Source organism: Gammaproteobacteria bacterium, assembly GCA_011682695.1.
Lineage (GTDB): Bacteria > Actinomycetota > Acidimicrobiia > Spongiisociales > UBA4744 > BMS3Bbin01.
Window position 1 is genome coordinate 1 of record JAACED010000064.1, and the last position, 11,655, is coordinate 11,655.

Sequence of the window (11,655 nt, forward strand, 5' to 3'; positions counted from 1 at the left end):
CGCTTGAGAGGTATCACACGACTGGTTGTGAGTAAACCCTGATGACTGATGACTGATGACTGATGACTGATGACTGATGACTGATGACTGATGAGCTTCGCGTGCGCGACGTCTTCACACCTACCCGCGTCCCGGCACGCTCTCGGCTACGGCTCTGATCTCGGTTAGGTCGACCGGTGGATAGAAGACGAGGCTGTACTCGTCGCAGGTATCGGGACCTTCGAACCAGGCGACGGCCCACACACCGTCCTGGAGTGGTCCGAGAGCCGCATCGACCCCACGGACCACGATACGTTCGGGAGTTGCAGTCCACCGTTCTGGTGGCAGGGCTCCGCGAATCATCACCATCACCGGAGCCCCGGACGCGCCTGCCCAGAGGCGGATCGTCGTGCCCGGGATGGTCGTGAACTGATCGAACGGCACGTCTCGCGACGCGGGCTGGTCGGCGGTGACTCGCACCGGGAGCATGGTCGGCAGGAAGTTGGGAGGGTCACAGACGTCCAGGACGCTCGTGGTCGTCGTGGCCGGTGCTGTGGCCGGTGCCGTCGTGGTCGACGTTGTGACCGTTGTCGTTGTCGCCTCCGGTGAACACGCCCCGATGAGCAAGGTCGCGATCGTCACGAGCGCTGCCGTCTTCATACAGGGCAGGTTAGAAGTGTTGTCGCGTGAGATTGGTTATGGAGCTGATGGGAACGTACTCCTTGGAGTCGGCAGGGTAAGCCGTCACGCCCGCCCTGCGGTCTTGTATCGATGCTGCGTCGCGATACGAAATACGAAGTACGAGCTACGAGATGCTGGCCAGTGGTACCGTCGAGGTCGAATGGAGGTGTGTGTGAATCCCAAGCAGATCGCCGAACAGCGGTTCTCTGAGGTCGAGGAGGATTTGAAGAGCATCAGTCACTGGATGTACGAACATCCAGAGACTGCATTCCAGGAGTTCGCGACATCAGCCAAATTGGCTGGGTACCTCGCCCAACATGGCTTTGTCGTGGACTATCCGGCTTATGGGCTGGACACCGCCTTTGTGGCGCGAGCAGGATCGCACGGACCGGAAGTGGTGATCTGTGCCGAGTACGACGCGCTTCCCGGCGTCGGCCACGCGTGTGGGCACGACATCATCGCTACGGCGTCGATGGGTGCAGGTCTGGCGCTGGCCGGACTGGCGGATGAGTTGGGATTTCGCGTGACCGTGCTCGGCACACCGGCCGAAGAGATGAAAGGTGGGAAAGTCGACCTGATCAACGCGGGCGCATTCGAAACCGCATCGGTTTCGATGATGATTCACCCCAGTCCCTACAATGTCCTCGATCCTTCCGTCCTGGCGGTTCGTCACGTCGACCTCGAGTATCGCGGCAAAGACTCGCATGCTGCCGGTGCGCCCGAGAAGGGGATCAACGCATTGGACGCGTTCGTTCAGGCGTACGTCAACGTCGCAACCCTCCGCCAACAGATCCTTCCGAGTGACCGTTTACACGGGATCATCACTCACGGCGGCGACGCACCGAACATCATTCCCAGTTACACCCGGTCCTCCTGGTACATCAGAGCTGCGACCAAGGAGCGCCTCGAGGAACTCACCGAGAAGGTCATGGCCTGTTTCGAAGCGGCCTCCATTGCCACCGGCTGCACTTGGAAGACCTCCGAAATCGGCCATCCGTACGAAGACCTGGTCAACAATCCGGTACTCGTGGAGCTATTCGACAGGAACGCGTCGGCGCTCGGACGCACCATGGCTCGCGGTGTCGACATGCCGAAGGCTGGATCCACCGACATGGGCAACGTGAGCCACCTTATTCCGGCGATCCATCCGTTCCTTTCGATCAACTGCGGCGAAGCCGTCAACCATCAGCCCGAGTTCGCAGCTGCAACGATTACACCCGATGGTGACAAGGCGATACGCGATGGTGCATTGGCGATGGCATGGACCGTGATCGACCTGGCGACCGAGAACCGCTGGGGAGAGCTGTAACGGGGAGACGACGGACCGAGTGTCCGCCGTCTCCGTGCCGAGCATCGGGTCCGCTGCGCGAGCTACGACTCGTCGGCTTCGGCTGCCCACATCTCCTTGATGGCGCCGAGACTGCCGAGGATGCCGCTGGTCTCCACCGGCAGGAAGATCTTCGTTGCCCTTCCGTCGGCCATACCCTTGAGCGTGTCCAGATATCGGATCGTGATCAGATCCGGCGTCGGATCCCCGGTGTGGATCGCTCGGAACACACGCTCGATGGCCTGGCCTTCGCCTTCGGCGACCGTGAGCTTCTGATACTTGTCCGCTTCCGCGACCCGCTTGATCGCCTCCGCCTGACCTTCGGCCTCGAGCACACGCGCCTGCTTGACACCTTCGGCCTTCAGGATGGCCGACCGCTTCTGGCCCTCCGCCTCGGTGACGACGGCACGTCGCTCCCGCTCCGCCTTCATCTGCCTGTGCATCGCCTGGGTCACATCCGGTGGCGGTTCGATCCGCTGGATCTCGACACGGACGACTCTCGTGCCCCACACATCGGTTGCGTTGTCGAGGATCTCACGGAGCTGCGTGTTGATCCTCTCGCGCGACGTGAGTGCCTCGTCGAGCTGAAGGTCGCCGACGACGTTACGGAGGTTTGTCTGGGCAAGCTTCGTCGCCGCCATGATGAAGTTGGCGACGTTGTACTTGAGCTTCACCGGGTCGGTCGCCTGGTAGTAGACGACTGCGTCGACCGTGACAACCACGTTGTCTTTGGTGATGACCTCTTGCGGGGGCACGTCCACGACCTGCTCCCGCATGTCGACCCGTTTCATCGTCTCGATGAACGGAACGATGAAGTTCAAACCGGGGTCGGCGGTTCTGCGGAACTTCCCGAACCGCTCGATGAGTCCTTTTTGGTACTGGCTGACGATCTTGATGGCGTTGGCCACGTAGAAGATCGCGAACGCAGCAATGACGATCAGTAGAATGACCGCTGGCGGCAGATCCATGGTGTTACCTTTCCTCTATTGGTTTGACGACTAATCGGGTTCCGCGTACGCCGACGACGGTGACCGTCGTGCCTTCTTCGATCCGCGCGGCGTCTGTCGTTGCCCGCCACTCCTCAGTTTCGACTTTGACGCGACCCTGGTCATGGATCGGTTCGACTGCTTCCAGGACCTTCCCGAACGAGCCGATGAGACGGTTCGCCCCGACCGAAGGCTGGGGCGCATCCGCCGGCGCAAGCTTGCGCAGACCGAACAGCGCCAGGATGGACACAACGAGGAACGCCGCCCACTGAGCACCGACGGCGACGTTCAGCCAGGCAAGTACCGCAGCGACGACCGCGCCGACCGCGAACGGCAGGATGAAGAAACCGGCCGTGAAAACCTCACCGACTCCAAAAACGAAGGCAGCCGCGATCCACACCCACCTCCACAGTTCGTTCTCCATTTCGTTGCTCCCTTTGTCGAAGATTGCTGCTGCAAATCCGATTGCTGCCGCTGCGGCGACGAAGACAACGACCAGACCGAGCCGTGTTCTGCGGTGGAGTCGTTCCCCGTTCGCCACCGACCTCCAGGTACGAGCGGGGTCGCTCACCGGATCCCGCTGTTCTTTCGCCCACATCTCTGCAAAGCGAGACAGTTCGGGGCCGATCACGGCTTCGGGGCTCTTGCCCTCGGCGGCGGCCAACTGGAGGTGTTGCTCGAGTTCGGCCTTCATTTCGAGCACAGCTCGGCGAGGCACCTGCGTCGCGATCCAGTACCGCTCGCAATCTGCGACGATCTTCGTCACGTCAGTTGACACGAGCACCACCTTTCAACACGGCATCCACACCTTGCGCCAGCTCCCTCCATGCTGCACTCCACTCTGCCAGCTTCCCTTCGCCGGCGGGCCGAATCCGGTAGTACTTGCGCTTCGGACCTTCCTTCGAAGCTACCTTGTATCCCTCGATGAGGCCTTGCTTCTGCAGCCTGCTGAGCGACGGGTAGATGCTGCCCTCGCTCACCAGCGCCAGTCCCCGTTCCTGCAGCTTCCTCACCATTTCGTAGCCGTAGCTGGGTTCTTCCGAGATCACTGCCAGGAGGCACAGATCGAGGGCACCCTTGAGGAGCTGAGAGCTGTGTTCGATGCTCATCGACCACCTATCATGCAATGCAGCATAGCAGTCGGACCCTTGCGTTGCAAGTTAGTACCGGCAGCTACACCCGGGGTAGGGGCCCTTTGAACAATGCAGGCTGTTCCGCCCGTTCTCGATGCAACCGCACCGACGGGAAGGTTCGCGCTCGAGCGACTACGTCCGCCCCGCGGTCTTGCACCAAGGCTCGTCGCGATACGAAGTACAAAGTACGAGGTACCAGATACGACCGAGCGAGATCACACCTGTAAGAACGTCAGGCCGTCCTTCCCCGCGTCGACCCGGATGGTGTCCCCTTCGCGGAATCGACCTTCGAGGATGTCCAGTGCGAGACGATCGCCGATCTGCTTCTGGATGAGCCGCTTGAGCGGCCGTGCCCCGTACGTGGGGTCGTAACCATGCTCTGCGAGCCAGGCACTGGCCTCTTTGGTCAACTCCAGGCCGATGCGACGCGTCGCGAGACGGTCTCTCAGGTGCACCACCTGTATCTCGACGATACGTTGGAGATCCTCGGCCGTGAGCCGCTGGAAGACGACGATTTCGTCGACACGGTTCAGGAACTCTGGCCGGAACGATGCCCGGACGACGTTCATGATCTGTTCTTTGACGACCTCGTCGGCAGAGTCCGCTTCGATGAACTCCGAACCCAGGTTTGATGTCATGATCAAGATGGTGTTCGAGAAGTCCACGGTTCTGCCCTGGCCGTCGGTGAGCCTTCCGTCGTCGAGCAGTTGGAGGAGGACGTTGAATACGTCGTGGTGCGCCTTCTCGATCTCGTCGAGCAGAACCACCGAATATGGACGACGTCGAACGGCCTCGGTGAGTTGGCCGCCTTCCTCGTAGCCCACATACCCGGGGGGAGCGCCGATGAGCCTGCTGACCGTGTGCTTCTCCATGTATTCGGACATGTCGATGCGGATCATCGCCCGCTCGTCATCGAAGAGGAACCACGCGAGAGCACGCGCCAGCTCCGTTTTTCCAACCCCGGTGGGCCCGAGGAAGATGAACGATCCGATCGGCCGGTTCGGGTCCGACAGGCCGGCTCTGCTGCGGCGGATCGCGTTTGCGACGGCGGTGACGGCGTCATCCTGGCCGACGATCCGTTCGTGGAGATACTGTTCGAGGTGGACCAGCTTTTCGATCTCACCCTCCATGAGGCGTGATACGGGAATGCCGGTCCAGCGGGCGACGACTTCTGCCACGTCTTCGTCGTCCACTTCCTCTTTGAGCATCTTCAGGTCCTGTTGGAGTGTCTCGAGTTCGGTCTGTCGGTTCCCCAGATCTTCGGCAAGCTGTGGCAGCCGGCCGTAGCGAAGCTCGGCAGCGTGTTCGAGGTCCCCGGAGCGCGCGGCATGTTCGGCCTCGGCCTTGGTCTCTTCGATCTGGGACTTGAGACTGCGGATCCGAGCGATCGCGTCCTTCTCGAGTTGCCAGTGCGCTCGCAACGCGCCGATCTGCTCCTGGAGGTCGGCGAGTTCCTTCTCGAGGTTGTCGAGACGTTCGCGGGAGGCTTCGTCGGTCTCCTTCTGGAGGGCTGCCCGTTCGATCTCGAGCTGCTTGATTCGCCGCTCGAGTTCGTCGATCTCCTCAGGCATCGAGTCGATTTCGATGCGCAGCTTCGAGGCGGCTTCGTCGATGAGGTCGATGGCCTTGTCGGGGAGGAACCTGCCGGTGATGTAGCGATCCGAGAGAACCGCTGCGGCAACGAGCGCAGCATCGGTGATGCGCACGCCGTGGTGGATCTCATAGCGCTCCTTGAGGCCGCGCAGGATGCCGATCGTGTCCTCCACCGACGGTGGCTCGACGAATACCGGCTGGAACCGACGCTCGAGAGCGGCATCCTTTTCGATGTGTTTGCGAAACTCGTCGAGCGTCGTCGCCCCGATCATGCGCAGCTCACCTCGAGCGAGCATGGGCTTGAGCATGTTGGAAGCGTCCATCGCTCCCTCGGCTGCTCCTGCTCCAACGATGGTGTGCATCTCGTCGAGGAACGTGATGATCTCGCCCTGTGCGGACTTGATTTCGTTGAGCACCGCCTTGAGGCGTTCTTCGAACTCTCCCCGGTACTTCGCGCCGGCGACCATGGCGCCGAGGTCGAGAGCGACGATCCGTTTGCTTTTGAGGCCCTCGGGGACGTCTCCGTCGGCGATGCGCTGGGCAAGGCCTTCCACGATTGCAGTCTTGCCCACGCCCGGCTCGCCGATCAGCACGGGGTTGTTCTTCGTCCTTCGAGAGAGCACCTGGATCACACGGCGGATCTCATCGTCACGTCCGATCACCGGGTCCAGTTTCTGCTCTCGTGCCAGCGCGGTGAGGTCGCGGCCGTACTGCTCTAGTGCGTTGAACGTCGATTCGGGGTCTTGGGAGGTCACTCGCTGTGAGCCACGTACGTCTGCGAGTCGCTGAAGCATCGCATCCACCGTGGCTCCGAGGTCGCGGAAGGCTGCTCCAGCCGCATCGTCGCTTCCGGCGAGCGCGAGGAGCAGATGGTCGACGGAGACGTACTCGTCGTGCATTTCCGATCGGTGCCGATCCGCGGCCTGAAGGACACGAAGCAGCGACTGAGACATCGAGAGTTCGCCTCCGTACACCTTGGGGAGCGCGTCGAGATGTTGCTGGAGCGCGGCGCGCAGCGCAGGAGGTTGCACTCCCAGTCCGGTGAGAATCGGGTAGACGATCCCGTCGGCCTGGGCGAGGAGCCCCAACGCGAGGTGGGAAGGTTCCACCGACTGGTGGTGTGACTCCTTGGCGAGTTCCTGGGCGTCGATGAGCGCCTGTTGCGCCTTGTGGGTAAAACGGTCGAATTCCATGGGTCATCTCCAGTAGGGTTCACCAATGGGAACCGCAAAGCGAGTATTGCAATTCCAGGAAATCTGAGTCGTAGTATATCAAGTTGGGAGCAGATGGTGGAGCCAAAAGCGCCGCGAGTGTCGGAGATGTCGTTGGTCATGCAGCCTCCGGACGCAAATGCAAATGGTTTCGTACACGGAGGATCGATCATGAAATTGGTCGATACGATCGCCGGGGTGGCGGCGATTCGCCATGCGCAGTCACGAGTGGTGACCGCGCAGGTGGATTCCCTGTCGTTTCTCGCTCCCGTGCACATCGGGGACGTTGTGACCTTCGAGGCCGTCGTGACCCAGGCGTGGCACACTTCGATGGAGGTGAAGGTCGTCGTGCATCGTGAGGACGCGTTTCGCGGCGAGCGGACCTTGACCACGACGGCGTATCTGACCATGGTCGCCGTCGACCTGGACGGCCATCCGGTCGAGATCCCTGCGCTCGAGCCGTCGACCGACCGTGAACGGGTGCGTCAGGCCGGAGCCGAAGTTCGCAGGGAAGAGCGCATCCGTCTACGGGAGCGACTCGGGACCTAGTGCCTCGACAGACAACCTTTGCGGCGTCAGGCGTCCAGCAGGCCGATACGGCGGTTGAGTGCGTCCAGGACGGCTTTCACCGTGGCGAGGGAGGGGTCGTCGTCGCGAATGACGGCGCTGCCGACGAACCGCTCGCTGAGGTTCGTGATGTCGACTTGGGCCAGGGCGATGCGCACATCGCCGAGCTCCTGAGTAGCCACTGCACTGAGATCCAGGGTGATCGTGTCGTGCGCGACCTTCTCGATGGCATGGAGTGTCGCCTCTCCCACGAGCCGGGGTCGAGCAGAATCGCCGGTCGCTCCAATGGCCTGACCTGAGAACTCCTCGTCTTCCCACGAGAGCGTTACGGTCACTCTGGCATCACTGCCTTCGAGTGACTCTTGAACATGGACGATGACCGGGCGTTCTGGCATAACGCCAGCCTACTGCCTTGGCTGGGCGCGAGGTGGTCTGGATCCTGTTGGGTGCTGCATGGTGTGTCTCGGAGCTGCCAGTGGGGGACCGGCGGCTGGGGTTGGGGATCAGAGCTCGTCCCGGCCCTGGCCGAGGACGGAAGGGCAGCGGGCACCTCGACGGCGCCCGTCGATCCACACGACCCTGTTGCGCCTGAGCCGCTACAGCCACCCCGCGGTCTCGTATCGATGCTGCGTCGGGGTACAAAGTACGACATAGGAAATACAGCGAGCGAAGCGAGCTGTTGCTCTACGCCATCACGGCTCTGGTGGAAGCCCACGTGCGCAGTCGTGCCACATCCTCGGCGCGTGACACGGACAACGGTACGGTTGTGTGGATCTCGTCGAGGACGCGTTCGGTCGTGAGCGGCTGGTCGGCGGCGACAGCCCGGTACTGGGCGCCGACGATCGCGGTCTCGATCTCGGCACCGGAGAAACCGCCGGTTTGCGTAACGAGGGTCGTCAAGTCGAATCGGGATGGATCGTTCGCTCGTTTGGCGAGGTGGACTCTGAGGATCTCGCGGCGCGCGGCCTCGTCGGGGAGATCGACGAAAAAGATGTCGTCGAACCGACCCTTGCGAAGGAGTTCCGGAGGCAGCGCGTCGATCTGGTTGGCGGTCGCCACAAGGAAGACTTCCTCGGAATGGTCCTGCATCCAGCGCAGGAACGTCCCGAGGAGACGGCGGGCCACGCCTCCGTCCTGGTCTCCGGCCGCGAATCCTTTCTCGATTTCGTCGATCCACAGCACGGCCGGCGCCATCGCTTCGATCGTCCGTAGAGAACTGTCGAGACGCTTCTCCGATTCCCCGACGAACTTGCCGTAGAGCCGTGAAGGGTCGAGCAGGACGAGCGGCAACCCCCACGTGCGAGCAAGGGTCTTGGCGATGAGGGACTTCCCGCATCCCGGTATGCCGGTGAGCAGGATCCCTCTCGGAGGGTCGAGGCCGGGTGTGCCGGAGTCCATGGCGATCCGGCGCACGCGCAGCCAGGACTTCACCCCTTCCAGACCGCCGACCTCGTCGAGTGTTCCGGTGTCGGATTCGATGAGTTCGAGGACTCCGTCGGTGTTCAGGAGATCGGCTTTGGCGGTTCGCAGAGCTGAAATGTTGCCCGACCCGAGCTTGCCATCCTGGAGCGCCTGGCGCTGGATGAGGCCCGCTGCCTCGCGAAGTGTGATCCCTTTCAGCGCGTTCGCGACTTCGATGAGGCGATCGTTGTCGAGGACGACCGGGAACCCTCGATCCGCGAGCCGCCGAACAGTCCTTCTGACCAGCTGGAGCAGTTCCGCCTCGCTGGGTGGGCGCAGCCTCCAGCGGTGAGCGAGCCCCTCGAGTTCCTCGGGGAGTTCGGGATGTGGGGCGGTGATGATGATCGTCTGGCTCCGGCGCTGTGCCTGGGACAGTTCCTTGATTCGGCGGACGACGACCGGGTCGTGAAGGATCGGGTTGGCATCCGCGAACACGAATGCTCCTGGCGTCGAGATCTCTGCAATGAATCCAAGTGCCCGGTTGGGGTCGGTGCTCTGATACTGGGCTTGCTGATGATCACGAGCCAATCCCTGGGTTGAGGACCACGTCCAGACCGGAATGTCGAGCTCTCCGGCAGCACTCCTCAGGACTTGCAGGAATCGTGGCTCTTCGTCCGTGGCGACGACGAGCAGCGGGTACTGGGAAGCGAGCAGCACTCGAAGGTCGGCCGTGTTGTCCATGACCACAAGTATCGCCCGCATCGCGGGCGACACTTAGGAGTTCCGGGATACCTTCCAGGTCCACGGGTTCGGCACTCGACGCGAACGACGCAATCGGGCCCGGGAGTGATGGCCCGATGCCGGCATGTCAGGGGCTCCTTCGATGTGATCGCCGCGATGCTGCGACCTGAGTCCCAAACGGCTCAGGGAGTGAGATCGGCGAGTCCTTCGAGGGCTCTGGCGACTTCCTCGAGCGTGTTGTAGTGGACGAAGCCGACCCGGACCGCTCCTCCGCTTTCCAGCAGCCCGAACCGGTCCATGATGTCCAGCGCGTAGTAGTGACCCGACCACACGAAGATGCCTTCGTCGGCCAAACGGGTGGCCGCCTCGTGCGGATGCACAGCGGCGACCGTCACCGCAAACGTCGGCACCCTGTCCTCGATCCGATCGACGCCCCAGAGACGGAGGGCGTCGATGGCGTCGATGCCATCGAGGAACGCTCTCGCCATATCGGATTCGTGTTGTCCGATCCAGTCATAGGCCGCTACGAGCCGGCTGCGCCGCGGGTGGTCGGCATCGAGTGGAGCCAGGCTCGCGAGGTACTCCACGGCGGCGGTGACACCGGCGAGCGATTCAAAGCTCTGTGTTCCCGTTTCCCACTTCTCGGGTGGCTCCTCGGGCGCCGGACGCACTTTGTATGTATCGATCTGTTCGAGGAGGTCGGCTCGACCGTACAGGATTCCCGTGTGTGGCCCGAAGAACTTGTATGCGGAGCAGACGAGGAAGTCACAACCGATGTCGGCCACATCGAGCAGGCGGTGCGGCGTCGAGTGGACCGCGTCTACATAGACGAGCGCACCCGCTGCATGCGCCCGGCGGGTGACTTCTTTCACATCCACTTTGGTGCCGAGGGCGTTGGACGCGGCGGTCACGGCCACGAGTCGGGTTTTCTCCGACAGGGAGCGATCGAGGTCGTCGAGATCGAGCGTTCCATCGTCATGGACTCCTACGTGCCGCACAACGGCGCCGGCGTCACGGGCGGCGAGCACCCATGGGGTGACGTTGGCATCGTGGTCGAGCGTCGTGACGATGACCTCATCGCCTTCGTGCCACGTGTGGGCGATCGCCCTGCTCACAGAGAACGTGAGCGAGGTCATGTTCTGGCCGAATACGATTTCGCCCGGGTGTTCTGCCCCGAGGAGATCGGCCACGGCGGATCGAGCGGCATCGGTGATGGCGATGGCATCTCGGCCCGGAGCGAAGTGCGGGCTCAGATTCGAGACTCCCGTCGTCAACGTTCCGGCCATGGCATCGATGACCGAGCGGGGAGTCTGGGTTCCTCCCGGTCCATCCAGCCACGCAACTTGGCGGCCGTTTTGGGTTCGAGACAGTGCAGGGAATCGGGATCGAATGGTTGCGAGCATGGAGCGAACGTTAGCGGTCCGCCCACTTGGCTGAACTCGCCCTGATACGGCGAGCCGGGGTGGCACAATGGCCATGTGCGATACGAGGTCATTGCCCATACTGCCGACACCGGCATCATCGCTTACGGAAGAACGCTTGCCGAGCTGTTCGAGAACGCCGCGTACGGGATGTTCGACCTCATGTTCGATCTGGCGCCCCTGGTCGCGGCTACGGAGATCGAGATCGTCGTCGAGGGCGAGAGTATCCGGGACCTGCTGTTCGGCTGGCTCTCCGAACTTCTGTTTCGTTTCGAGGTCGACGGACAGGTGTGGTGTCGATTCCGGGTGGGCATCGAGAGTGACCGGATCCGGGCGCTGGTCGGTGGCACCCAGGCTGCTCCACTGCAATTGAGAGGGTCGCCGATCAAGGCGGTCACGCTGCACGGCCTCGAAGTCATTCGCAAGGGCCCCGGCTGGGCGGCAACGGTCATCTTCGACGTCTGAGGTTGGGCGGACGTCTGGCGAAGAAGGGAATGGAGAAGGTGGAGTTCAAAGACTTCGCCGCCCGCGGCAACCGGATCATCAGGGTCCACAAGTGGCCCAGAGTTGGAGAGGAAGAGGAGTTGTCGGTCGACCTTTCGGACGGCGGCCTGC

General features: G+C 62.4%; 11 protein-coding genes. 3 read left to right on the forward strand and 8 right to left on the reverse strand.

Features of this window, described 5'->3' with window-relative positions; genetic code table 11:
* Nucleotides 1–120: 120 nt before the first annotated feature.
* A complete protein-coding gene (locus GWP04_10695) occupies nt 121–639 on the reverse strand; it encodes a hypothetical protein (GenBank protein ID NIA26019.1) in 519 nt (172 codons plus the stop codon).
* A 181-nt stretch (nt 640–820) separates the two neighbouring features.
* Here GWP04_10695 and GWP04_10700 point away from each other — a divergent pair, with 181 nt between their 5' ends.
* The gene (locus GWP04_10700; protein ID NIA26020.1) at nt 821–1,969 is read left to right on the forward strand and encodes an amidohydrolase; all 1,149 of its coding nucleotides are present in this window, start codon (nt 821–823) and stop codon (nt 1,967–1,969) included.
* Between the two features lie 62 nt (nt 1,970–2,031).
* Here the strand turns inward: GWP04_10700 and GWP04_10705 are convergent, their stop codons facing one another.
* From GWP04_10705 to clpB, 4 genes are all read right to left on the reverse strand, one after another.
* On the reverse strand, nt 2,032–2,955 hold the full coding sequence (locus GWP04_10705) for an SPFH/Band 7/PHB domain protein (GenBank protein NIA26021.1): 924 nt from the start codon (nt 2,953–2,955) through the stop codon (nt 2,032–2,034).
* 4 nt (nt 2,956–2,959) lie between these two features.
* The gene (locus GWP04_10710) at nt 2,960–3,751 is read right to left on the reverse strand and encodes a hypothetical protein (protein NIA26022.1); all 792 of its coding nucleotides are present in this window, start codon (nt 3,749–3,751) and stop codon (nt 2,960–2,962) included.
* Nucleotides 3,741–4,082: a PadR family transcriptional regulator gene (locus GWP04_10715; protein NIA26023.1), complete on the reverse strand. Its 342-nt coding sequence runs from the start codon at nt 4,080–4,082 to the stop codon at nt 3,741–3,743. Before GWP04_10715 ends, GWP04_10710 begins: the two co-directional genes overlap by 11 nt.
* Nucleotides 4,083–4,321: 239 nt before the next feature.
* Entirely contained in the window at nt 4,322–6,892 is a 2,571-nt protein-coding gene (gene clpB, locus GWP04_10720; GenBank protein NIA26024.1) for an ATP-dependent chaperone ClpB, read from the reverse strand.
* Nucleotides 6,893–6,985: 93 nt separating this feature from the next.
* Between clpB and GWP04_10725 the strand changes: the two genes are divergently transcribed.
* A complete protein-coding gene (locus tag GWP04_10725; protein NIA26025.1) occupies nt 6,986–7,459 on the forward strand; it encodes an acyl-CoA thioesterase in 474 nt (157 codons plus the stop codon).
* Nucleotides 7,460–7,485: 26 nt separating this feature from the next.
* Here the strand turns inward: GWP04_10725 and GWP04_10730 are convergent, their stop codons facing one another.
* The 3 genes from GWP04_10730 to GWP04_10740 form a co-directional block, all read right to left on the reverse strand.
* Nucleotides 7,486–7,872 carry a hypothetical protein gene (locus GWP04_10730; protein ID NIA26026.1) on the reverse strand — a complete coding sequence of 129 codons (387 nt, stop codon included), beginning with the start codon at nt 7,870–7,872 and terminating at the stop codon, nt 7,486–7,488.
* Between the two features lie 289 nt (nt 7,873–8,161).
* Entirely contained in the window at nt 8,162–9,619 is a 1,458-nt protein-coding gene (locus tag GWP04_10735) for an AAA family ATPase (GenBank protein ID NIA26027.1), read from the reverse strand.
* A gap of 182 nt (nt 9,620–9,801) precedes the next feature.
* Nucleotides 9,802–11,022, reverse strand: a complete 1,221-nt coding sequence (locus GWP04_10740; GenBank protein ID NIA26028.1) for a cysteine desulfurase-like protein — start codon at nt 11,020–11,022, stop codon at nt 9,802–9,804.
* A gap of 75 nt (nt 11,023–11,097) precedes the next feature.
* Between GWP04_10740 and GWP04_10745 the strand changes: the two genes are divergently transcribed.
* Complete coding sequence (locus GWP04_10745) at nt 11,098–11,505, forward strand: archease (protein ID NIA26029.1); 408 nt, start codon at nt 11,098–11,100, stop codon at nt 11,503–11,505.
* The last annotated feature ends 150 nt before the right edge of the window (nt 11,506–11,655 follow it).